This is a genomic window from Vibrio chagasii (genome assembly GCA_041879415.1).
Lineage (GTDB): Bacteria > Pseudomonadota > Gammaproteobacteria > Enterobacterales > Vibrionaceae > Vibrio.
This window is the reverse complement of record CP090851.1, coordinates 1,686,050-1,708,585: the sequence shown is the minus strand read 5'-3', so window position 1 is coordinate 1,708,585 and position 22,536 is coordinate 1,686,050. Positions and strand designations below refer to the sequence as shown.

Below are 22,536 nucleotides of genomic sequence, written 5' to 3'. Positions count from 1 at the left end.
TATGTTTGATGGACTAGGGCTGTTTTTGGGAGCATTGGGTGATGCTCTCATTGGCCCAAACCTATTTGTACCGGGAGAGCCCTTTTTTATCGCTGCGGGCTTTCAACTGTATTCAGGTGCATGGATGGCGTTGGTGCTTGTAATGTTAGGTGGTTTCGTTGGGGATCAACTGAGTTACTTCATTGGCTTAAAGTGGGGCAGAACAGCCCAAAAGAAGCTTATTAAATTTCGACCAAAAACCAAAAGAGTGATCGCTCGGTGTCGTTATCTCATTGCGAAGAAGGGCACATATATCATAGTGGCGGCACGCCTTTTGGGGCCTATTGCTTGGGTTGTTCCTGTTATCGCTGGATCTCATCGCGTTAAGTGGCACAGTTTTACTCTGTTGTCTTCGATAGGTTTATTGCTTGGCGGTGGTCAATTTATTGCTTGGGGTATGTTGTTGGCACATGGTGTCGAACAGTTTCCTTTATTGGGCGCGGTTAAGGTTTTCTTAAGCGAGCACCAAAGCTTGCTGATTGGTTTAGTTGCAGTGATCATTTTTGTTGTTGTGGGTAACAAACTTAAATGGCGTAAGTTGACCTTGAAAACCAGCGCATTTTTAGTGGCTTGGCTGTGTTACGCAAATTATGCCCATTTCTTCTGGAAAGCTGATGACTTTCAAAATCAACAAACATCGGCACAGATGAACTCTGTCGACTTACAACAAGTGACTTACAAAGCGTTTCCTGGGCTTTCTCCAATCTATGATGCGCAAGCGATCAATGTTGTTTATGTCGGAGAATCGCCTCGTGAACTCATGAACCAGTTAGGCTGGATAGAAAATCAAACGTTCTCTCGAAATGATATTGAGTGGTCGAGTTACCTAACTCTCTTAAAAGATAAGACACCGCCTGTATCTGACTTGTATTGGCGAAACCAACCACAAGATATGGCCTTTCAATTGCCTGGAAACCTGATGAAGAGAAGCCATATTCGCTGGTGGAATGCGGGGTTAGACAGAAACAGTAATCAAACAAAATGGTTAGGAGCAATCAGCTACGATGATGGTTTAAAAGTGACACCGTATTCTGGCATTGTCACCGTACTCCATAAAATAGATCCGAATGTTGATGAAGAGCGCGATCGGTTGGCGCAACAAATTAAATCGACTTACCCGAATATGGAACTGGTCAATTTACCTCTAGCGAATGCACAAGTAATGAATGATCAACATGACTACTACACAGACGGAAAGATCTTGGTTATTGGCTCAACGACATACAGTGATGATTCACAAACCTTAGATGTTGCAGTGAATGATATATAAAGCACGATCTCAAGACGCTCTCTAACTTAGTTCTCGATAAATACGAACCTTGTTTGAATATCAATCAAACAAGGTTCTGTTATTTCTGCTTGTTAAAGCCAATCCTCTTTTGGGAGTTTCTATCGTTCTAATAGTGTCAACCTTGTCTATCCTAAATAAGGGTGAACAAGGGCGAAAGCTAAGGACAAAGTATGCAAATGAATCCGGTTGGTTGGTTTGAAATCTATGTCGACGATATGGTGAGAGCCAAATCCTTTTATGAGGCCGTCTTTAAAGTGACGCTAGAGAAGTTAGATAACGAAACGGGCATCGATATTGAAATGTGGGTATTTCCTAGCGATATGGACAAATACGGCGCGACAGGGGCTTTGTGCTCGATGCCTGATGTTAAGGCTGGGGGCAATAGCACTATGGTGTACTTCTCTTGTGATGATTGTGCGACAGAAGCAAGCTTGGCGGCAGCGAATGGTGGTGTTCTACAAGTACCTAAAATGGCGATTGGACAACATGGTTTTATCAGCGTGGTCAGCGATACTGAAGGCAATGTCATTGGATTGCATTCGATGACTTAAATTTGCAGAGTAAAAAACGGCAAAGAATCAAAAAGGAGTTTACGCGTGATACGTAAACTCCTTATTTTTATTCAAGGTATAGCAGGTGCTTGAATGTAGTCACTTTAAGAGGCTTGAGATACCTTTAGAACAAGAGAAGCTTTTAAGCCACCCATTGAGCTCTTACTTAGCGTTAAGCTGCCACGGTAACTGTGTGCCATCTCATTGACAATATTCAGCCCTAGACCTGTTCCTGGCGTGGTTTCGTCTAGCCTTACGCCGCGCTTGGTCACTTGTTCGAGCTTCTCTTCGGGTATGCCTTGTCCATCATCCTCAATGATCAACTCGACATTACCGTCGGTAAGCTCGTTAGCGTGCACACGGATAATACTATTAGCCCACTTGTAGCTGTTCTCGAGTAGGTTTCCGACCATCTCATCAAGGTCGGTTTTTTCTACAGCAACCTCTAGTTCAGAATCCAGTTCATTGATCATAGTGACTTCATTGGCGGCATAAACTTTATCAAACGCCATCGAAATCGCTTCAACACGCTCACAAGGTGAGGATTTCACCGAAAGAATGTTCATCGCACCTGCCATACGAGCGCGACCAAGGTGATAATCTATCTGGCTTTGGATCTGTTGAATCGGTTGTTGTAATAGCTTCTTCTCGTTGTCAGGCAGCATCTCAATTTCATTTTTCATCACCGACAACGGTGTCTTTAACGCATGAGATAGGTTACCTGCGTGGTTACGAGCACGCTCCAGTAACTCTTGGTAGTGAAAGAGTAGGGCATTAAGATCAGAGACGAGCGGCGAGACCTCTTTCGGGTAGTTGTCGCTTAGCCCTTGTTGTTCACCTTTTCTCAGCATTACCAGCTCACGTTGCATCTTGCTCAGCGGTAATAGAGACCAGCTAACTTGAATACCAATCAACATGAGTACGCCGACAAATAACAGCATCAGGATAAGCCATACCTGACCCGTTAACTCCGCTAGCGTCGACTCGAGTGGGTCTTCGTCAATACCAATGGTGATGGTAATTGGGTCGCTCAGTGAAGGCAGGTAGATATCTTGCTCAATGTAAATCAGCTTCTCTTTTTCTGGTCCTTTAACGGAAGTGTGAATAGGAGAACGTTTGATGGTGAGGTCTTTGTCCCATAAGGAGCGAGAACGAATGATTTGATCTTGAGTTGAAGCTCGCCAATAAATACCGCTGTAAGGTTGGTTAAACCTCGGGTCAGACAGGCGTTCTGCCATGATTAGGTTGCCATTGTCATTGGTTTCAATATTGGCGGTGAGCTCGTCCATGGTTAGGGCAAGTTGCTGCTTCATGTCGTCAACAAGGTAATCGTTCACCAGTTTTGGTATACCAACACCGGCCGCTAATATCATCGCACCTAGCCAAAAAGCCGCAGCGAGAAGCAAGCGGCTTTTTAGACTGATGTTTTTAAGTGTTCTTTTCTTTAGATTCATGCATTTCCAGCCTGCCTTTGCTCATCGTTATCGACTTGTATTTCGATGATCAGCTATTTCGATGATCAGTACAGGCTGTCCACTTAGTGGGTGAGTGTGCTTGATTTCTCTTAGTTTAATTGATGTTTGTTGTTCTAATTAAATAGAGACTTATTCAGCATTCAGTTGGTAGCCAAGGCCACGCACGGTTTTGATGATCTTTGGTGCGATTTTCTTACGGATACGACCAATAAATACCTCAACCGTGTTTGAATCGCGGTCGAAGTCTTGTTTGTAGATGTGCTCAACCAACTCAGTGCGTGAGATAACTTTGTTTTGGTTATGCATGAAATACGCGACAACCTTATATTCCAGTGCTGTTAGGCTGACTGCTTGGCCCTGCCACAACACTTTTGAACTGCGAGTGTCTAAGCTCAAATCACCAATTTGAAGAACCGGTGCTGCGCTGCCGGACGCACGACGAAGTTGCGCACGAATACGGGCAATAAGCTCGACCATTTCGAATGGCTTAGTGAGGTAATCGTCGGCGCCAGCGTTCAAGCCTTCAACGCGTTGAGTTAATGTGTCTCGTGCACTCAAGATAATCACTGGAGTATTGATGTTTTCGTCTCGGATGCCTTTTAAAACGGTTAGGCCATCAAGCTTAGGTAGACCTAAGTCGAGAACAATCGCATCCCACTCTTCTGATGTCGCGCGATAAAGAGCGTCAATACCATCTTGAGAAAGCTCTGGAACCCAGTCAGCTCCCTCAAGTGTTTCAATAATCTGTTGGCCCAAACGAGGTTCGTCTTCAACGACTAAAATTTTCATAATTGTTCTTCTTAATTTTTGTAATGACTGTTCGTTGTGCTTAGTTATTTGCCGTGTTTAGCTATTAGCCGCGGTAAATTAATCGCCGTGCTTAATAGCGTTTTTAAAGTTGCGGCCTTCAATCTTTAGCATTTCTAATGTTTCGGCGTTGTATTCAACTTTGATGATGTTGTTTTGGTAGTTAATTTTTAACTCATACACCCAAATATCATCATCTTCTTCTAGTTCAACTTTAATGATTCGACCATGAAGGTCGTTTTCTACCGCTGCATACATCTCAGAGAAAGGGCGAATATAACCTTCTCGAACTGCTTCGTAGACCTCGTCTTGGTCTTCTTCAAATTCAATGCGGGTTCCTGCTTTATGAACGTCCTGCACTAATTTATGACCATTATGATGTGAGTCAGCCCATGCGCCAGCAGAAACAAATAAGCCTAAGCTTATAGAAAACAAAGAAATCATAGCTTTACTAAACATAGCGAATCCTAGAGAAGGTTGATAGCGTTCAGTATAAAAAAGTAATTCTGAACAGAAAGTGAACCTGATTAATAATGAGAAATTGATACCTAAAAATTTGACGATGAAGAACGCCAACACATCACGGAGACTAACCATTAAGTGTTAAGACCGTAATCATTAACGTTGTTGAAGCTCGTCTTCGAATATTTTGTCTCTCATTTTCCAAAAGCGACCAACTTTACGTGCAATCACGAATTGTGGCGGGCGGAACCTATGTTGGTGAGCAACTACTTTCGATGGCGATGCTTCCTCAAATGGCCTGTGTCTATCCGCAAGGTGAGGGCGAACAAACTGGTCTTTAAAGTTCTGCTTTTGCTTCTTGGTGGTCAGTGACCAAAACTCATGGACTTGCGCTTGGTTTTCACCACGGTAAGTGACTTTCAGTTGCGACTTGCCTTTGTCGTCCTTCAGCACATTAAGGTCCATCTCTAAACACTCAAACACCAAAGCATCTTTTAGATTGAGTGCCTCTTTGAGCTTTTTGTCTGGGTCTACCAAGGTAGCGTCACATTCGTGACAAATGCGCGCTGCAATGTCGTTGTCGGCACCACACTCACCACAGTATTTGGCGCGGAAGCGATAGTTACAATGCTCACGTTCACCAGTGTCCTCATCTGTGAAGTATCCTTGGCATTTACGGCCAAAGTGTTCAAGCAAGAAACCGTTGCTGTCTAGCTTGCCCCAGAAATTGTTATTGAAGCCGCAAGCCGGGCAGGGAATAGTAATGATTTCACTGTCTGAATCTGGCTTAGGATCGCCGACTTCTGGTTGGTAAAGGTCATAGCTGTTACCTGCGTAATCGAGCACCAAACACTCTTTTTTGCCCGGAGACAAACGTAAGCCACGGCCAACGATTTGTTGGTATAAGCTGATGGATTCTGTCGGACGAAGAATTGCAATTAAATCCACATGAGGGGCGTCAAACCCGGTAGTTAATACCGACACGTTGACCAAGAATTTGATTTTGCGTTCTTTGAAATCATTGATGATTTGGTCACGCTCTAATGTGGGTGTATCACCGATGACAATCGCAGCTTCCCCTTCGGGTAGTAAGCCTAGGATCTCTTGAGCGTGTCTAACGGTTGCCGCAAATACCATGATGCCCAGTTTGTCTTGGGCGAGGTGAATAATTTGATCGACAATCTGTGGTGTGGCTCGTTTTGATTGTTCGATCACCATATCAAGCTCGGCTTCTTTGTATCGACCAGTGCTCGCGGGTTTTAATTGTGAGAAGTCGTAACTCAATACCGGCGCATCTATCATGCGAGCCGGTGTTAAGAAGCCTTCGTCGAGTAGGTAGCGAATCGGTAACTCAAAAATACAATCTCTGAAGAATCTTGGTTCTTCTGAACGTACTTGTCCACGAGTGTGGTATTGGTAAATCCATCCCATACCTAGGCGATAAGGGGTTGCGGTTAAGCCAAGCACCTTGATGCCCGAGTTGTTTTCACGCAAGTGAGTGATCACTTTCTGGTAGCTACTGTTCTTTTCGTCGGGTACTCGGTGGCATTCATCGATAACCAAAAGTGAAAATTGGTTAGAGAATGAATCGAGGTTGCGAACTACAGATTGAACCGATGCGAATACCACTTGTTGGTCGGTCTCTTTTCGGCCTAATCCTGCAGAGAAAATGGAGCCTTTTAACCCATAACCTTCATACTTTTCATGGTTTTGCTCAACTAGCTCTTTCACGTGTGCAAGTACCAATACGCGACCTTTCGCAAGCCTTGCCAACTCAGCAATAACCAAGCTTTTTCCTGCCCCTGTCGGTAGCACGAGAACAGCCGGAGTTTGGTGTTTTCTGAAGTAATGAATGACTGATTTTACTGAGTCTGCTTGGTATGGGCGGAGTGTATACATATCGCGTCTTGTAAAATGGAGAACAAATAGTGTGAAATAGCTCAACTAATCGAGCAAAGGTGACTATAATACCCGACTTAGATTAGTTGAGGTATTCATGCGTTTAGATAAATTTCTGTGCGATGCACTAGGCATTACTCGAAAAGAAGCAACACAATTATTAAAAACAAAGACTGTGACAGTAAATGATGTCATGCAAAAAAGCGGTTCAGTTAAAGTAACTGAAGAGTGTGTTGTGGAATGGCAAGGCAATGAACTTCGTGTTCAAGGCCCACGTTACATTATGTTGTATAAGCCAGAAGGCTTTGTTTGTTCGCATGAAGATGGCTCAAATCGCACCGCATTTGAATTGCTTGATGAAATCAAAATGGACAAGCTGCACTTTGCAGGTCGTCTAGACGTTGATACTACAGGCCTAGTACTGATCACTGATGACGGTAAATGGTCTCACCGTATTACCGCACCAAAACACAAGTGCGAAAAGATGTACCGTGTGTGGTTGGTTGATCCAGTAGAACCAGACTACGTTGAAAAATTCAAAGAGGGCATCCAGCTTAAGAGCGAAGATGGCCTAACACTTCCTGCGCACCTTGAAGTGCGTGCAGAGCGTGAAGTGCTATTAACGATTCACGAAGGCAAATACCACCAAGTAAAACGCATGTTTGCAGCACTTGGCAACAAGGTAGAAGCACTACACCGTGAACGTATTGGTGAAATCGAGATGGACGAATCTCTTGAGCTAGGTGAGTACCGTTACCTAACGCAAGAAGAAGTTGATTCTATCTGGAAGTAACCCTTAGCTATTAATTTATAGCGCTCTCGTTGCAAAGCCGACCAAGGATAGCGTCGGCTGATGATGTTGACTGGTACTAGGAAAGTCTCAGCCAATCTTTTGACTTGCGTGTTCACGCTGGTCCTAGCTTTATCAGTTAAACATTCGGAGAACCATGCAGACATCTACCCCACAGAGCCCAAGCTCTCAACCAGAAACTCCTCAATTAGGCTTAGTACTATTTTTGATTCTCGGTGCGATTGGTGCATTAACGCCGCTCGCGATCGATATGTACTTGCCTGCGATGCCAACCATTGCCAAAGATCTTGGTGTAACGGCGGGCGAAGTACAGATAACGCTAACCGCTTATACCGCAGGTTTTGCGTTGGGTCAGCTGCTGCATGGTCCATTAGCTGATAGCTATGGACGTAAGCCAGTACTCTTGATCGGTGTGTTTTTGTTTGCGATTGCTTCTGTGGTGAGTGCGACAACCCATGGCATTGAAGCGCTGACTTACGTTCGTACTGCACAAGGTTTTGCAGGCGCAGCGGCAGCTGTAATCATCCAAGCGGTTGTACGTGACATGTTTGATCGTGAAGATTTTGCGAGAACCATGTCTTTCGTAACCTTGGTTATGACGGTCGCACCACTTATTGCACCAATGATTGGTGGTTACTTGGCATTGTGGTTTGGTTGGCGCTCAATTTTCTGGGTACTGGCTATCTTTGCGGTGATCGTCATTCTAGCGGTATCGATGAAGATCCCTGAGACGCTACCGGTAGAAAACCGACAGCCATTGCGTTTCAAAACGACGATTCGTAACTACGCTCGTTTGTGTAAAAACCCAACGGCAATGGGCTTGATTTTTTCGGGTGCATTTTCATTCTCGGGAATGTTCGCATTCTTAACCGCTGGTTCGTTTGTTTACATCGATATCTACGGTGTTCGCCCAGACTTATTTGGTTACCTGTTTGGCTTGAACATTGTTGCAATGATCTTGATGACGAGCATTAATGGCCGAATCGTGAAGAAAGTCGGTTCTCACGCGATGCTTCGAGTGGGTTTAACCATTCAGTTGTTTGCAGGTTTAGGTTTGTTGGTCGGCTGGTCATTAGATATAGGCCTGTGGGGCATTGTGCCATTCGTGATGCTGTTTATCGGCACACTGTCTACCATTGGTAGTAACTCAATGGCGCTGCTACTTAGTGGGTACCCGAATATGGCTGGTACGGCATCATCACTCGCGGGCACATTAAGATTTGGTACTGGTTCTGTGGTAGGAGCAATTGTCGCAATGCTACCAAGTGATACTGCAGGGCCAATGGCTATGGTGATGGCAGCATGTGCAATTCTGTCAGCATTACTATATTGGACATTAGGAAAGAAGGCATAATGTCAAAATACTATATTGAAATTCAGAAGCTTGTGAACACCGCACTTGGTGAGCTTTACGCGCTACACAAGTCAGGCAAAGCGATTGACGCACCTATCGCAAACAACCTATACCTTGTTCGCTGGGTAACTAAAGCAATCAAAGCACAAGCGTATGATCGTGTTGTTGTGCCTGATTTGGTTCGCTGGCAAAAGCAGGGCCGCTCAAAGGGCAACAACTCTGATTTAACTTTTACGTTTAAGCGTATTTCAGCGTTTTACGCTCAGTTTTTCCCAGAAGGTGAAGAGCCTAAAGCACTAAAAGACAGTGACGTTGAAGCCTTTATGGACAAAATGTACGAGATGGGTTGGAGCGTATCGAGTGAAGATGAGTTAACCACGGGTGGAAAAATTCAGTTCTTTACAGATGGTGAGCACTCATTCGCGCTATGTGGTAAGCAGTGTGATGACTCTTTCGACGGTGAGTTGATGGTTAAGCCGATGAACTGGTTTGTTCGTGGTAACCACGCCGAGTTTATCCAAGCGGCGATGGAAGCGGGTTTCATGCTTCACAAAGTGACGGACTACAAGTCTGCTGTGAAGTACCACGGTGAATACATCGTGTACCCAGCGAACCAAGGCAACCAATTGGCTGAGATCCCAATTAGCTTTGTTGCTTAGTGGCAGAAACGAGATGTGAGATTAGAGATACGAAGAGCGGAATTATCCGCTCTTTTTTTTGCTTCTCATAGCGAGTGTCGCCACTCGAACCGCACATCTGCTTTTAATCTTTTCACATCCCGTTACTCGCATCTCTCATCTATTCTCTCGCTTGCTTCTCTATCGCTTTTACCATGCCTTTAAAAATAAACAGATGAGCTGGCATCATTGCGAACCAATACAGTAACCCCAGAAAGCCTTTAGGATGCCACCAAGCGGTGATGTTTAATTCGCGCTTGTCTCCGTTATCAGAAACCGTGATTTCCAGTCGCCCTAAGCCCGGGCCTTTCATCCCGAACAGCAGTGATAAGAAGTGGTTCTCTTCACAGCGAATCACTTTCCATGAGTCAATTTTGTCGCCTACTTTTAGTTCTGGCCCTTCAGGCATTTGTCGCACGGGTACTCCGCCACCAAAGAGAAGATCTAACCACTCCCTTGTGCGCCATAAAGCGTTCGCGAAAAAGTAACCCTGTTTAGGGCTTCCAATCTGTTGAGCTACGTGCCAGAGCGATTCTAGTGAGGCAGTAGACGTGATACTTGCACCTGTCTTCTTCGGGTAGTAACCGTATCCCGCTTGCCAGCGTTTAAAGGCGGTTTTATCAAAACCCCACACATTACTTTTTACGAAGTTACCCTCAGCATGAATCGCTTGTTCAACCATGCTTTCGAACGACACGAGCTTTTGCGGATATTTTTCTTGGATGGTAGTCGAGTTAGCTATGAAATCATGCTTTAAACCTGCGAGTAATGCTCTCCCTATGTTGGAAGGGACAGAGGTCACCACGCCAAGCCAATAAGAGGCAATCTTAGGTGTGAGTAGGGAAGTCGCCCACAACCTAAGTGGACGATCGGCAGTTTTGGCAATATGCGCGAATTGATTACGATAAGAGACGATATCTGGACCGCCAACCTCAAAGGTCTGATTATCGCTTGGAGTATCTTGCGCTAGCTTTAACAAGTAGTGATTGAGGTTTTTCAATGCGATAGGGTTAGCTTTTGAGTCGACCCATTTCGGCGCAATCATGATTGGTAGGTTGTAAACGAAGTCTCGCATTATCTCAAAGGCCGCCGAACCAGGGCCGATGATGACGCCAGCTCGAAGCTCTGTAACGGGAACCGAGCCTTTACGCAGCACTTCTCCGGTTTTCTTTCTCGCTTGAAGGTGCTCAGAATCGCCGGTTTGAGGTTGAAGTGAACTTAAGTAGATGACGTGTTGGTTTTTAGGACCAAGTGCGGACACAAAGTTACGGGCCAGGCTTAACTCGTAATCAATGAAATCATGACCTTCCGCCATACCATGGACAAGGAAGAAGATGAGATCAAAATCAGGGACTAAAGCTTGTGTTGCTGCTTGGTCAGCCAGATCGAGATATTCGAGTGATAAATTCTCATGAGGCTCGGTTCGCGCTTTTAAGTAGTCGATGTGCCTTGCTGCAGCGGTTACTTGATAACCTTGTTCAAGCAGCAGAGGAAGCAGCTGTGAACCAACATATCCAGAAGCGCCTAAAACCAGTACTTTCTTCATCGTTACTCCATGTATTGCTTATCAAACCATCCTTTGTTCATACTACGCTAACTTCTCTACAAAACCAATTGAGCCTGACTAACGAAAAAGCCAATAGAAAGAATCTATTGGCTTGAGTTTATCGGTTATATCGAACCACTTCGATTGGCATCAATTAGCTTTGTTGCTGAGCTTTAGGGCTAAGGTTGTTTCCTTTGTATTCGCCAGTCAGCGTCTTGAGGAATGCCTTGATCGCATTGACTTCCTCATCACTCATTTCGACACCAACTTGATATTTACCCATATCAAAGATCGCTTGTTCTAGCGTCTCTGCATGACCATCGTGGAAGTAAGGTGCTGTGAGTTCAATGTTTCTAAGCGTTGGTACTTTGAACTTATGTTTGTCGGATTCGATCGCAGTGACGTTGTACCTTCCCAAGTCTTCTGGGGTGATATCTGTTCCTCTATCTGCAAAGTAATCCGCTTTCATGCCCATGGTTTCAAAAGTTTCACCACCCATGGCTTCACCAGCGTGGCACGTATCGCAGCTGTATTGTTTAAATAGCGTTAGTCCGTATTTTTCATGGTCGTCTATCGCGTCGGAATTTCCCGTAAGGTATTGGTCGAATCGACCGTTCGGTGTCACCAAGGTTTTCTCAAACTCAGCTATCGCATGCGTGATGGTGTCACCGGTGATCTCACCGTCATAAGTCTTATTGAATTTAGCAACTAACTCAGGGTCACTGCTCAGCTTGTCGATGATCTGCTGCCAACCTTCAGAGCCCATTTCGATAGGGTTAAATGGAGGACCGCCAGCTTGGTCTTGTAAGTCATTTGCTCTACCATCCCAAAATTGCAATTTGTTGTAAGCCGAGTTGAATACCGTTGGCGCATTGATTCCACCAACTTGGCCGTGAATACCAACAGAGCCGACTAAGTTGTCGACACCGCCTGTGTCTAATCCATGGCAAGTCGCACATGAAACCGTGTCGTCGCCCGATAGGCGAGTGTCATGGTAGAGTGCTTTACCTAGCTTAACTCTGTCTTCGTTTACCTCAAACTGAGTGTAGATTGGCTGAAGTGTGCCTTCTCTTAGACTGTCATCTACCGGAGAATCTTGGTGAATGTCTGCTCTTGTTTGGCGTATCCATTTTAACAAAGTGTGCTTTTCTTCATTTGAAATGCCAGCAGACCAATGCATCGATTGATAGAGTTTAGGTGGCATCGAACCGTCGTAAAGTACCTTTTCAATACGAGCAAGTGCTACTTCAGATACTGGTTCATTATTCTGAATACCATTGAAGAGTTGAGTAATTTCAAAGTGTTTCATACCTGTTTGTATGTCGGCATTCATGAGTGGTTTTGCAATCGGCCATTCCGAGTAGAAAGGCATTTCGCTTTCGTTGGTGTGGCAGTATGCACATCCTTTATCACTGAGTACTTTCATCGCTTGGTAGTCTAAAGATGACTTATCCAAAGATGAAAATTGCGCGAGGCTTTCAGCGGCAAGACGTTGGTCGTTTTTATCAACCGTATAGACCATGCCCAAATAAGCCAAGATGCCAATACCCGCCAAACTCATTATTAGTTTTTTATTATTCATTTTAACTCCCTATTGAAACTGGGGTGGAAGTTATTGAATTAACGGCAGTTTATGAAATGACAAAAAGGAATGAATATTAATCGAATAACTAGATGGTTAAAAATTTAACGAAATAAAGCCATTTAAATCATGTGGTTAATTTAATTTGTGAAAATTGGTAACAAATTCAATGAAATAAACATCGGGACTAACTTTGATTTCCATCAATTTAGCGGTAATCCAGATTAAGTTGGGCGTTTTATATATGGTGTATGTTTGATATTCACGTTTTATGGTTTATTTGATAAATGATTCGACTTTCAAGTCGGGAGTAGCACGTTTACTGTGCTTAGATTGGATGAGTGAGACAGTCAAAGACGTTATACGGAATTTTATGCATTCAGTATGATTTATGTATGGTTGAATTTCGAACATTGATATACTGAAAGAATATTCCTTTTGCCATCAACACGTTCCGTTCAGGTGTGCCTATGCTGCTCTCTTCAATAATCCATCATACACGCGGCGACTTTGTTCGCAGGCTGATTGCTATTGCTTTGCCAATCACCTTGCAGAGCATCATGTTTTCAAGCCGAGGCTTGGTGGATGTGCTGATGTTAGGCCAGCTTGGAGAAGCTGATATTGCTGCGGTTGGTGTCGCCAGCCGTGCGATGTTTGTGACGACTATTATGCTGGTGGGTGTGACCACTGGTGGTGCTTTGCTTACTGCTCAGTATTGGGGAGCTGGCGATAGGCAAGGGGTAAGGGAAAGTACCGCATTAACCTGGTTGGTTTCGACCTTGTTTGCTCTTCTGACTATTGTCTTCTTTGTCTCTTTCCCTGCTCAAATTATGGGTGTGACAACCGATTCTCAAGAAGTGATCAGCTTAGGTGTTGAATACATCGTCATTACCTCTTTTAGTATGTTGGCGGTGTCGTGCGTTAGTAGTATGGCCGTGGGCTTACGAGCGATGCACAAACCTGGGCTAAGTACCTTCTTCAGTGGTATTGGTATCCTGTCCAACGTGTTTTTAAACTGGGTGCTGATCTTCGGTAACCTAGGTTTTCTAGCTCTCGGTATCAAAGGTGCTGCGATAGCCACGGTATTAAGTGGCGCTATCGAAGTGGCGACTTTGTTTGGTTACCTCTATTTCTCTAAGCACTTACTCGCTTTCAAGCTCTGTGACATAAAAGCTGCTGCAACGGTAGATAAAGTTGTGCGTTTCTTGAAGTTGTCGCTGCCTACTACCTTCAACTTCTTAGCTTGGGCTGGTGGCTTGTTTGCTTATCACGCCATCATGGGACAATCCGGCGTGCAAGGCTTAGCGGCGCTTTCTGTGATGACACCTGTTGAATCTATCTCGTTGAGCTTATTGATAGGGATGTCGAACGCAGCTGCGGTACTGGTGGGGAACCAACTCGGCGCCAAGAACAACGAAGCGGTTTATTACCAAGCGCTCGGTATTACTATCCTGTGCTTTTTAACCAGTATTGTGGTCGCGATTTTCCTCTACTTTGTGCAAACACCAATTTTGAATGCGTTTAGTGCATTAACAGAAGAAACCCGAGCGCTTTCTGAGAAGTTTATTCTGATCCTTAGTGTCGGCATTGTTATTCGTTCAATTCCTATGACGGTGATTGTTGGTGTGTTGAGAGCGGGTGGCGATGTTAAGTTCTGCCTCTACCAAGATCTGATAGCACAGTGGGTGATTGGTATTCCGTTAGCGGCTATCGCGGCTATCTACTTTAAATTTCCACCTGAGTGGGTGTACTTACTTTTCCTCACTGAAGAGGTGATTAAGTGGAGCGGCTCGCTGTATCGCATGAAAACAAGAAAATGGATTAAAAACTTGATAGGAAGTTGAAGTAGGGCGCATCAATCGCATCACTTTATCGTTGGCATGTGATCTATCTTTCAAAATACTTCCTCCTAACAGGGAATTAGTGTAGATTCTCCTTCCAAATTCTAACTAATGCGAGCTGTTGAATGTTAAAGCTGTCAGACCTATGTAAAGGCTATGTTGATGGGGGGGAATTCCACCCTGTTTTGCAAGGTGCTGAACTGACATTGAATCAAGGTGACCAACTCGCATTAATGGGCGAAAGCGGCTCAGGAAAAAGTACTCTGCTCAACCTGATTGCAGGTTTGGATCTCGCTGACTCTGGCGAAATCGTTTTTCCAAATTTCAATATGCACGATTCTACCGAGCGTGAACGTACCGCTTATCGTCGAAACAACATTGGTCATATCTTCCAGCAGTTCAACTTATTACCAACGTTGAATATCGCAGATAACATTCGTTTTTGCCGTCAACTAAAAGGCTTACCTGAAGATAAAGGTTTATGGAGACAGATTCTTTCTGCTTTAGACCTTATGCCTCTGCTTGGTCGTTATCCGGAGGAAGCATCAGGTGGTCAGCAGCAACGTGCCGCGATAGCTCGAGCCTTGTATATGGAACCAAAAATCTTATTGGCCGACGAACCGACAGGTAGCCTAGACGAGCGTAACGCCGAAGCGGTAATGCGCTTGCTGACCTCTTTAGCTCGCCAATTAGAATGTACGCTACTGTTGGTAACGCACAGTGAAAAAGTTGCCCTGCACATGGACGGCCGGATCCGCCTACAAGGAGGACAGCTGCATGTTATGGCCCGTAGTTAAGGCGCTACTCGGTCACTATCGACGTTACCCTCTACAAATTATCTTGGTATGGCTAGGCTTAACACTTGGCGTATCATTATTGGTTGGTGTTACTGCTATCAATCAACACGCCAAGCAAAGTTATGCTCATGGCGAAAAACTCTTTTCGAATCCTCTTCCTTACCGTATTCGACCAAAACACAACGCCAATAAAATTCCGCAAGGTTTTTACATCCAGCTTCGCCGTGAAGGCTTTCAACAGTGCTCTCCTTTTGATCACCATCGTATCACTGATGAAAATGGCGCGAACTTTATGTTGATTGGTATCGACCCTGTTTCGATGCTTCAACTGCAACCGGGCGTGGCGTTAAAAGATCTTAATACGTTGAACCTGATGAAACCGCCGTACCCAATCCTTGTGAGTGACGATCTTGCTGAACACATGGAGTGGAAGAACGGTGACTACATCCACCTTATGGATGGTTCTGAGCTTGGCCCATTAATGGTTGATCAAAACAACATCATTGATGGTACTAGGCTGATTGCTGACATTTCGTTACTTAGAATGCTGAAACGCAGCGCTGGCTTGTCGGTGATTGCGTGTTCAGACATGTCTACCGAAAAGTTTGAACGCCTCAAAAACATGCTACCTAATGGCTTGACGATTTCGCGTAGCTCGAAAGCAGAACTTGAGTCACTCACTAATGCATTCCACTTAAACCTAAAAGCGATGGGCATGCTGTCGTTTGTCGTAGGTTTGTTTATTTTCTACCAAGCGATGTCGTTATCATTTATCCAGCGTCAGCCGTTAGTGGGGATCTTAAGACAAACCGGTGTATCGGGTTGGCAGCTCACTAAAGCACTATGTCTAGAGCTATTGATTCTGGTTTTATTGAGCTGGATCTGCGGCAATGTCTTTGGTGTGATGTTGGCTAACCAACTATTACCAGCTGTGTCTTCTAGCCTTGGCGACTTATATGACGCCAATGTTGGCTTAACGATTGACTGGAATTGGCGCTGGAGTGGTTACAGCTTAATGATGGCATTGATTGGTGCTTTCTTAGCGTGTGCATGGCCATTGGTTCGCTTACTCAAATCTCAGCCGATTCGTTTGTCTTCTCGCTTATCTCTGATGCGTTTTGCGGGCACTGAGTTCACTTGGCAAGCTTTGATTGGTTGTGGTTTCCTTGTTGCTGCTGTTGCGGTTTATCAAGCGCCACAAACTCAAGAGTCTGGTTTTGCCATCATTGCTTTAATGCTGGTAAGTGTGGCTCTGTTTACACCGTTCCTTATGTGGAAGCTGTTCAACAGCCTCTCTTACTCACTGCGTTGGGTTCGTGCTCGCTGGTTCTTTGCTGACGCTGCATCTAGCATGAGTTATCGCGGTGTTGCGACTATGGCCTTTATGTTGGCGTTAACCGCGAACATTGGTGTAGAAACCATGGTCGGTAGTTTCAGAGACACTACAGATAAATGGTTAACACAGCGATTAGCCGCTGACCTCTATATATACCCTACAAACAACGCAGCAGCACGTATGAGTAACTGGTTGTCAGAGCAGCCAGAAGTCGACTCTGTGTGGTGGCGCTGGGAAAAAGATGTCGCTTCTCCAGTTGGCAGTATTCAAGTGGTGAGCACCGGGCCTTCAGAGGGCGAGCTTGAAGCGTTAACGATCAAACTCGGCATCCCGAATTATTGGTATCACTTACATCACTCTAAAGGTGTGTTGATCAGTGAATCCATGTCACTCAAACTAGGGATTCGCCCAGGGGATTACATTGACCTCTACGACAACCTAGGCTCTGGTTGGCAGGTTGTCGGTGTGTATTACGATTATGGCAACCCTTACCATCAAGTGATGATGTCACATCGAAACTGGTTATACGGCTTTGCTGGTCGAGGTAATGTAGGGCTTGGCGTCATACTAAAAGATGATGTGAATGCAATAGGGCTTAGAAGCCGGTTGGAAAGTGTATTTAGACTGGGCTCTGAGCGCATATTCGATAACAACAATATTCATAGTCAAGCGATGCGAGTGTTTGATAGAACCTTCGCCATTGCAGATACCTTGGGTAACATTACCTTGGTAATTGCCGTATTCGGTATTTTCTTTGCGACGGTCGCTGGTGAGGTCTCAAGACAGAGGCATATATCGTTGCAACGATGTTTAGGCGTGTCGGCGAAAGAGTTGATACTTACCGGTAGTTTACAGCTGTTTGTGTTTGGGCTTATCTCTTCGTTAATCGCAGTTCCACTTGGCTTAGCCTTGGCGAACTTGATTGTTGATATCGTTATCAAGCAGTCTTTTGGCTGGTCACTTGAGCTACAAGTGCTCCCTTGGGACTATTTCGAGACATTTGCTTGGGCAATGGCAGCACTGATGTTAGCTGGTGCTTTACCAGTGATGAGAATGATTCGGAACACACCGATGAAATCACTAAGGGATGCGCTTTAATATGTTTCTAAGGAATAGTTCAACCAAGTTAAGACATCGATTTTTATCATCTCTGTTGTTGATCGGCTTCTTCGGCATCTTTTTGAGTATCTGGGGCTACTATTCCTATTTTGTCGACCCTGGCGAGAAAGGAGTCAACGAGGTCAACTCGGTGTTGGTCAGCGAACATTTCAATGTTTTCGAACCTGTCTTGCCTGACCGAGGTGTATCACTTCCACGAGACTTCAAGTTCCACCCAGAATTTCAGCACGAGTGGTGGCATTATTTTGCGTCTTTGAAAGGGGACGATGGTAAAGAATATTCGGTTCAGTGGAGCTTCTTCCGCATTGCAACGGATGAGCGTGAAACACCGGGATGGCAGAGTCCACAAGTTTACATCTCTAATGTGGTGATTTCTTCTAAATCCAAAGTGTGGAAAGAACAGCGAATGGCTCGTGGTGGTATTGGCCAAGCGGGTATGACCAGCCGCCCATTTAGGATTTGGATTGATAATTGGAATTGGCGCTCACTGGGGAATACCCCGTTCCCTGGTCGCCTACAAGTACAAACGGATACGTTTGGGCTGCAATTAGATACAGTGGCAAAAGGACCATATGTCCTTAATGGTGATAACGGCTACCAGAAAAAGCATGATCTGCTACCTGTCGCGTCTTACAACTTTAGCGCGCCGTTTTTATCATTGAGTGGTGTACTGAACCTTGATGGCGTAGCTAAGGAAGTTGAAGGCACTGCTTGGGTCCACAAAGAGTGGGGCAGTGGTTTACTTGGAGTCGGTCAACAAGGCTGGGATTGGTTTGTGTTTAACCTTGATGACGGTACAGCACTGAGTATCAACCGCTATCGCCATAATCAGCAGTTACCTTATGTGTTCGGAACGTTAGCCACTCGTTCTGGCAAGGTTTACCAGTTAACGGAATCTGATATTTCGATTCAGCCTTTGCAGAACACAACGCTAATGAATGGCAGACGAATGCCGCTTCAGTGGATCATTAACGTCCCTGAGCACGATATCAACCTGACTACACGTATCATACGCCGAGATATGTGGCTGCCATTTGTCATACCTTATTGGGAAGGGCCAATAATGGCCAGCGGTAGCCATGAAGCGACCGGCTTTATGCAGCTCACCGGCTACTAAAAAACACCTAAGGCTATCATTTGATAGCCTTTTTTTATGTTTCCTAGTTTTGTTAGCACTCAATGAATTGTGCATACAGGTGTGATGTTCTCATCTATACTTAATTTATGGTGCATAACAACATTATGGAATATACGACGTATTGTTTAGTATTTGTAGGAAAAACCGAAGTTAAACATCCAAAGAAGTGATTATCTATCGATAAAGCTTGGATATAAACTCATGGTTATTCTTTGTTATTCGTTTATTTAAATAATAAATATAAGGGCGAAATCATGACCGACGTCATCCGTGACTTCTTTAAAATGGAATCTGCTGGCGGCATCATCCTAGTTATCGCTGCGGCGATCGCAATGTTTGTAGCAAACTCACCACTGAACGAAATGTACCAGGGCGTCCTGCACAGTTACGTTCTCGGTATGTCTGTCTCTCACTGGATCAACGATGGCTTAATGGCTGTCTTCTTCCTTCTAATTGGCTTAGAAGTTAAACGTGAGCTTTTAGAAGGCGCATTAAAGTCTAAAGAGACTGCTATCTTCCCAGCTATCGCTGCGGTAGGTGGTATGTTGGCTCCTGCACTTATTTACGTGCTATTTAACTCTAGTAACCCTGAAGCGCTTCAAGGTTGGGCTATCCCGGCTGCAACTGATATCGCATTCGCGTTAGGTATCATGGCACTTCTTGGTAACCGCGTACCGGTAAGCTTGAAAGTGTTCCTGTTAGCTCTAGCAATTATCGATGACCTAGGTGTTGTTGTTATCATTGCATTGTTCTACTCAGGTGACTTATCAACACTTGCACTTACAGTTGGTTTCATCGCAACAGGTGTGCTGTTCATGCTAAACAACAAGCATGTGACTAAACTGAGCGCTTACCTGATTGTTGGTGCTATTCTGTGGTTCGCAGTATTGAAGTCTGGTGTTCATGCAACATTAGCGGGTGTAGTAATTGGTTTTGCTATCCCACTGAAAGGCAATAAAGGGGAGCACTCTCCACTGAAACACCTAGAGCACGCACTGCACCCATACGTAGCTTTTGCAATTCTGCCAATCTTCGCATTTGCAAACGCAGGTATCTCACTGGAAGGTATTTCAATTTCAAACCTGACAGGCATGCTACCTCTTGGTATCGCTTTGGGTCTATTGGTTGGTAAGCCGCTGGGTATCTTCCTATTCAGCTGGGGTGCTGTGAAAACAGGTGTAGCTAAGCTTCCTGAAGGTGTGAATTTCATGAACATCTTCGCGGTATCTGTGCTGTGTGGTATTGGCTTTACGATGTCTATCTTTATTTCATCGCTGGCATTTGGCCCTACAAACGCAGATTTCGATACGCTTGCTCGATTAGGCATCCTGATGGGCTCAACGACAGCAGCTATCTTAGGTTACTTCCTGCTAAGCATTTCTTTACCGAAAACCAAGCACCAAGAAGTAAAACTTTAATCGATAACTGGCTCGGCTAACCGTCGAGCCACTTCCTGAGAAATAAGCTAATTCTTGAGTAGCAAAAGCCACTGAGCCATTCCCGAGAGCTATGTGGCTACAAATAACACAAAGCCGCGATGGGCAATCCTATCGCGGCTTTTCTCTTTTTATGCTTGTCTAGCTGTCTCTTTTTACCTTCTGTAATCGGAGAATCTTCGCCTATTTTTTTAGTGTGGTGAAAATAGTCCATTCTTCAACGATTTGTTCGCTTAAGCCAACCACGGTTGCGGTTACTCTGCGGTTCAAAGCGTGTGATGTTGCATCGTCACCGTCACTTTCTAAACGATCCTCACCGTAACCTACGACTCTGACTCGGCTTGGGTCGATGCCGTTGGATAGCAGCTCATCTTCTACGTGGTGAGCGCGTTTCTTTGAGAGCTCTAGGTTATATTCGCTAGAGCCAACTTTACTTGCGTAGCCCTGAATTTCGATGGATGCACTTTGGTAGGTTTCCAAAAACTCAGCCATGGTGGTTATCTGATCTGAGAAAATCGGGTTCACTTCGTAAGAATCGTTGGCAAATAGTATATTGAGCTGTCTAACTTCTTCCGCACGTATGATCTCGCCACAACCTTCGTTGTCGACTAGCGATGCTGGAGGTGTTGCAGGGCAGGCGTCTCTCGCATTGACAACACCATCTTTGTCATCATCTTGTAGATCAGATATTTGCTCGGCTTCAGGTGTCTCAATATATTCCTCTTCTTGTTGGCTAGAACAAGCGAGTAGGGACATTGTTAGTGCAGGAAGCAGTAAGTAGGTTATCTTCATGATCAATACTCCACAGCCGTTGTCCACTCATCTGGAATATCAACCAGCAGAGCGTTCAATAAAGAACCTGTCGCATTCATTACTCGATACTTAGCATATTGCTCAGCGTAATGGGCATCTAAGTAATCTTTTCGCGCTTCAAACAATTCATTCTCAGTGTTTAGCAAGTCAAGAAGAGTACGTTTACCTATTCGGTACTGCTTGCCATAAGCGATAACCGTTTCTGATGCAGAATCCACATGGTCAGATAAGAAGTTCTTTTGTTGTAGTGTTAAGTCTAATGCACTCCAAGATAGACGAAGCCCTTCTTCTACTTGGCGATAAGCTCTGTCTCTCAAGTCTTTTGCTTTATTCAATTGATAGGCGGCGGCTTCCGAGTTCGCGCTGTCTGTGCCACCGTTGTATAGGTTGTAACGCATTCTCAGCATCGCCAATGTTTCTTGGCTAGAACCTTCGTCACCGCCAGCGTCATCTCGCCACGATTGCGATGCCTCGATGGAGAATGTTGGGTAATTCACGCCTTTTGATTGTTTGTATTGGAAGTGTGCTGAATCGACATCCGCGTTGGCGACTTTGATAACTGGGTGTTGGTCAAGCGCATCAACCAGTGCATCCGACAGTGACAGTGGGATCATTGAAATATCGGCTCTTGGATAAACTAAGCCGAGTGGCTCTTGACCCACGATTCTTCTAAATTGGGTGTGCGTATCAATAAGGTTGTTTTGTGCAGCGAGTAGGTTGCCGTGTGCTTTTGCGATCCTCGCTTCCACTTGGGATACGTCTGCTGTTGAACCGATACCAGAGCTTGCTCGCTTTTTGATGTCTTTGTAAATTTTCTTGTGTATAGCAAGGTTACTCTCTGACAAGGCTAATACCTCAGTCGCTTTTACCGCGTCTAAGTAAATCTGTGTAACTTCAAGCGCTTTGTCTTCAGCATCTGCCAATAGCTGTAACCGGACCGATTCGGCTTCTGCAGCAGTACGATCCATATCGTAGAGAGTCGCTGAACCATCCCACAATAATTGGGTGAGGGAAATAGTTGCTTCTTTTCTCGTGAGGTCGGTATCTGGGCCATTGTTTGGCGCAGGGTTTATGCCCTCGTAACCAATCCCAGCATCTAGATCGATACTTGGTCGGTAAGCACCACCAGAGGCATCATTTCGTTTTCTCACGCTCTCAAACTCGTTAAAGATACTTTTTATCTCTGGATTGGTTGCCAAAGTGATAGCGACAGCCTGTTCCAAGGTTTGAGCGGCGAGCGGTGTGGTGACGACTAAGCAACACATCATTGATAATTTAAACAATCTCAAAGTAGCTCTCCTTCTACTCTAATTGTCTCCTCTTTTTCTCAACCAATGTACCCCGTTGAATTGAGAGAAGTGTACTAATCGAAGCTTAGGACATCTGTAAAAAAATGCGAAGTTTGAAGGCTTATTTTTGCCTGTAAGTGGCTATTGCTGTTGAACAATTTGATATTAGCTCCAACTGCTAGCTCTTAGTGAGTTGATTATCAATAGTGGCACTACTAAATTTATGGAGTGAAGCAACCACATCTCTGGGTGGGTTTTAGTGCGTGTGTGGTT

General features: G+C 44.8%; 18 protein-coding genes. 10 read left to right on the top strand and 8 right to left on the bottom strand.

Features of this window, described 5'->3' with window-relative positions; all coding sequences use genetic code 11:
- Nucleotide 1 precedes the first annotated feature (1 nt).
- Nucleotides 2-1,309 carry an LssY C-terminal domain-containing protein gene (locus tag L0991_07590; protein XGB61311.1) on the top strand — a complete coding sequence of 436 codons (1,308 nt, stop codon included), beginning with the start codon at nucleotides 2-4 and terminating at the stop codon, nucleotides 1,307-1,309.
- 191 nt (nucleotides 1,310-1,500) lie between these two features.
- The gene (locus L0991_07585) at nucleotides 1,501-1,881 is read left to right on the top strand and encodes a VOC family protein (GenBank protein XGB61310.1); all 381 of its coding nucleotides are present in this window, start codon (nucleotides 1,501-1,503) and stop codon (nucleotides 1,879-1,881) included.
- 104 nt (nucleotides 1,882-1,985) lie between these two features.
- Here the strand turns inward: L0991_07585 and L0991_07580 are convergent, their stop codons facing one another.
- From L0991_07580 to L0991_07565, 4 genes are all read right to left on the bottom strand, one after another.
- Nucleotides 1,986-3,335, bottom strand: coding sequence for an ATP-binding protein (locus L0991_07580; GenBank protein XGB61309.1), 1,350 nt, complete (start codon nucleotides 3,333-3,335; stop codon nucleotides 1,986-1,988).
- A gap of 150 nt (nucleotides 3,336-3,485) precedes the next feature.
- Nucleotides 3,486-4,145 (bottom strand): response regulator transcription factor, encoded by a 660-nt coding sequence (locus tag L0991_07575; protein ID XGB61308.1) that lies wholly within the window; start codon nucleotides 4,143-4,145, stop codon nucleotides 3,486-3,488.
- 78 nt (nucleotides 4,146-4,223) lie between these two features.
- A complete protein-coding gene (locus L0991_07570; GenBank protein ID XGB61307.1) occupies nucleotides 4,224-4,622 on the bottom strand; it encodes a hypothetical protein in 399 nt (132 codons plus the stop codon).
- Between the two features lie 159 nt (nucleotides 4,623-4,781).
- Nucleotides 4,782-6,524 carry a DEAD/DEAH box helicase gene (locus L0991_07565; protein ID XGB61306.1) on the bottom strand — a complete coding sequence of 581 codons (1,743 nt, stop codon included), beginning with the start codon at nucleotides 6,522-6,524 and terminating at the stop codon, nucleotides 4,782-4,784.
- A 97-nt stretch (nucleotides 6,525-6,621) separates the two neighbouring features.
- Between L0991_07565 and rsuA the strand changes: the two genes are divergently transcribed.
- The 3 genes from rsuA (at nucleotide 6,622) to L0991_07550 (ending at nucleotide 9,348) form a co-directional block, all read left to right on the top strand.
- Nucleotides 6,622-7,317, top strand: a complete 696-nt coding sequence (rsuA, locus tag L0991_07560; GenBank protein ID XGB61305.1) for a 16S rRNA pseudouridine(516) synthase RsuA — start codon at nucleotides 6,622-6,624, stop codon at nucleotides 7,315-7,317.
- A gap of 154 nt (nucleotides 7,318-7,471) precedes the next feature.
- Nucleotides 7,472-8,689: a Bcr/CflA family multidrug efflux MFS transporter gene (locus tag L0991_07555; GenBank protein ID XGB61304.1), complete on the top strand. Its 1,218-nt coding sequence runs from the start codon at nucleotides 7,472-7,474 to the stop codon at nucleotides 8,687-8,689.
- Nucleotides 8,689-9,348, top strand: coding sequence for a DUF2913 family protein (locus tag L0991_07550; GenBank protein XGB61303.1), 660 nt, complete (start codon nucleotides 8,689-8,691; stop codon nucleotides 9,346-9,348). Before L0991_07555 ends, L0991_07550 begins: the two co-directional genes overlap by 1 nt.
- A gap of 139 nt (nucleotides 9,349-9,487) precedes the next feature.
- On the opposite strand, the gene L0991_07545 is transcribed toward L0991_07550, so the two are convergent.
- Both L0991_07545 and L0991_07540 read right to left on the bottom strand, forming a co-directional pair.
- A complete protein-coding gene (locus L0991_07545; GenBank protein XGB61302.1) occupies nucleotides 9,488-10,912 on the bottom strand; it encodes an SDR family oxidoreductase in 1,425 nt (474 codons plus the stop codon).
- A 154-nt stretch (nucleotides 10,913-11,066) separates the two neighbouring features.
- Nucleotides 11,067-12,494, bottom strand: a complete 1,428-nt coding sequence (locus tag L0991_07540; GenBank protein XGB61301.1) for a cytochrome-c peroxidase — start codon at nucleotides 12,492-12,494, stop codon at nucleotides 11,067-11,069.
- Between the two features lie 470 nt (nucleotides 12,495-12,964).
- Here L0991_07540 and L0991_07535 point away from each other — a divergent pair, with 470 nt between their 5' ends.
- From L0991_07535 to nhaA, 5 genes are all read left to right on the top strand, one after another.
- Nucleotides 12,965-14,338, top strand: a complete 1,374-nt coding sequence (locus L0991_07535; protein ID XGB61300.1) for an MATE family efflux transporter — start codon at nucleotides 12,965-12,967, stop codon at nucleotides 14,336-14,338.
- A gap of 122 nt (nucleotides 14,339-14,460) precedes the next feature.
- The gene (locus L0991_07530; GenBank protein ID XGB61299.1) at nucleotides 14,461-15,132 is read left to right on the top strand and encodes an ABC transporter ATP-binding protein; all 672 of its coding nucleotides are present in this window, start codon (nucleotides 14,461-14,463) and stop codon (nucleotides 15,130-15,132) included.
- Nucleotides 15,113-17,566 (top strand): ABC transporter permease, encoded by a 2,454-nt coding sequence (locus L0991_07525; protein XGB61298.1) that lies wholly within the window; start codon nucleotides 15,113-15,115, stop codon nucleotides 17,564-17,566. The genes L0991_07530 and L0991_07525 overlap by 20 nt, the downstream gene beginning before the upstream one ends.
- The gene (locus L0991_07520; GenBank protein ID XGB61297.1) at nucleotides 17,556-18,704 is read left to right on the top strand and encodes a carotenoid 1,2-hydratase; all 1,149 of its coding nucleotides are present in this window, start codon (nucleotides 17,556-17,558) and stop codon (nucleotides 18,702-18,704) included. The genes L0991_07525 and L0991_07520 overlap by 11 nt, the downstream gene beginning before the upstream one ends.
- 275 nt (nucleotides 18,705-18,979) lie before the next feature.
- Complete coding sequence (nhaA, locus tag L0991_07515; protein ID XGB61296.1) at nucleotides 18,980-20,143, top strand: Na+/H+ antiporter NhaA; 1,164 nt, start codon at nucleotides 18,980-18,982, stop codon at nucleotides 20,141-20,143.
- 201 nt (nucleotides 20,144-20,344) lie between these two features.
- On the opposite strand, the gene L0991_07510 is transcribed toward nhaA, so the two are convergent.
- Both L0991_07510 and L0991_07505 read right to left on the bottom strand, forming a co-directional pair.
- Nucleotides 20,345-20,956, bottom strand: coding sequence for an OmpA family protein (locus tag L0991_07510; GenBank protein XGB63868.1), 612 nt, complete (start codon nucleotides 20,954-20,956; stop codon nucleotides 20,345-20,347).
- The gene (locus L0991_07505) at nucleotides 20,956-22,263 is read right to left on the bottom strand and encodes a TolC family outer membrane protein (GenBank protein XGB61295.1); all 1,308 of its coding nucleotides are present in this window, start codon (nucleotides 22,261-22,263) and stop codon (nucleotides 20,956-20,958) included. The genes L0991_07510 and L0991_07505 overlap by 1 nt, the downstream gene beginning before the upstream one ends.
- Nucleotides 22,264-22,536 lie beyond the last annotated feature (273 nt).

Bases quoted from the DNA above. Each gene is read 5' to 3' on its own strand.
- L0991_07590 (XGB61311.1), top strand. From the start codon at position 2: ATGTTTGATGGACTAGGGCTGTTTTTGGGAGCATTGGGTGATGCTCTC.
- L0991_07585 (XGB61310.1), top strand. From the start codon at position 1,501: ATGCAAATGAATCCGGTTGGTTGGTTTGAAATCTATGTCGACGATATG.
- L0991_07580 (XGB61309.1), bottom strand. From the start codon at position 3,335: ATGAATCTAAAGAAAAGAACACTTAAAAACATCAGTCTAAAAAGCCGC.
- L0991_07575 (XGB61308.1), bottom strand. From the start codon at position 4,145: ATGAAAATTTTAGTCGTTGAAGACGAACCTCGTTTGGGCCAACAGATT.
- L0991_07570 (XGB61307.1), bottom strand. From the start codon at position 4,622: ATGTTTAGTAAAGCTATGATTTCTTTGTTTTCTATAAGCTTAGGCTTA.
- L0991_07565 (XGB61306.1), bottom strand. From the start codon at position 6,524: ATGTATACACTCCGCCCATACCAAGCAGACTCAGTAAAATCAGTCATT.
- rsuA (XGB61305.1), top strand. From the start codon at position 6,622: ATGCGTTTAGATAAATTTCTGTGCGATGCACTAGGCATTACTCGAAAA.
- L0991_07555 (XGB61304.1), top strand. From the start codon at position 7,472: ATGCAGACATCTACCCCACAGAGCCCAAGCTCTCAACCAGAAACTCCT.
- L0991_07550 (XGB61303.1), top strand. From the start codon at position 8,689: ATGTCAAAATACTATATTGAAATTCAGAAGCTTGTGAACACCGCACTT.
- L0991_07545 (XGB61302.1), bottom strand. From the start codon at position 10,912: ATGAAGAAAGTACTGGTTTTAGGCGCTTCTGGATATGTTGGTTCACAG.
- L0991_07540 (XGB61301.1), bottom strand. From the start codon at position 12,494: ATGAATAATAAAAAACTAATAATGAGTTTGGCGGGTATTGGCATCTTG.
- L0991_07535 (XGB61300.1), top strand. From the start codon at position 12,965: ATGCTGCTCTCTTCAATAATCCATCATACACGCGGCGACTTTGTTCGC.
- L0991_07530 (XGB61299.1), top strand. From the start codon at position 14,461: ATGTTAAAGCTGTCAGACCTATGTAAAGGCTATGTTGATGGGGGGGAA.
- L0991_07525 (XGB61298.1), top strand. From the start codon at position 15,113: ATGTTATGGCCCGTAGTTAAGGCGCTACTCGGTCACTATCGACGTTAC.
- L0991_07520 (XGB61297.1), top strand. From the start codon at position 17,556: ATGCGCTTTAATATGTTTCTAAGGAATAGTTCAACCAAGTTAAGACAT.
- nhaA (XGB61296.1), top strand. From the start codon at position 18,980: ATGACCGACGTCATCCGTGACTTCTTTAAAATGGAATCTGCTGGCGGC.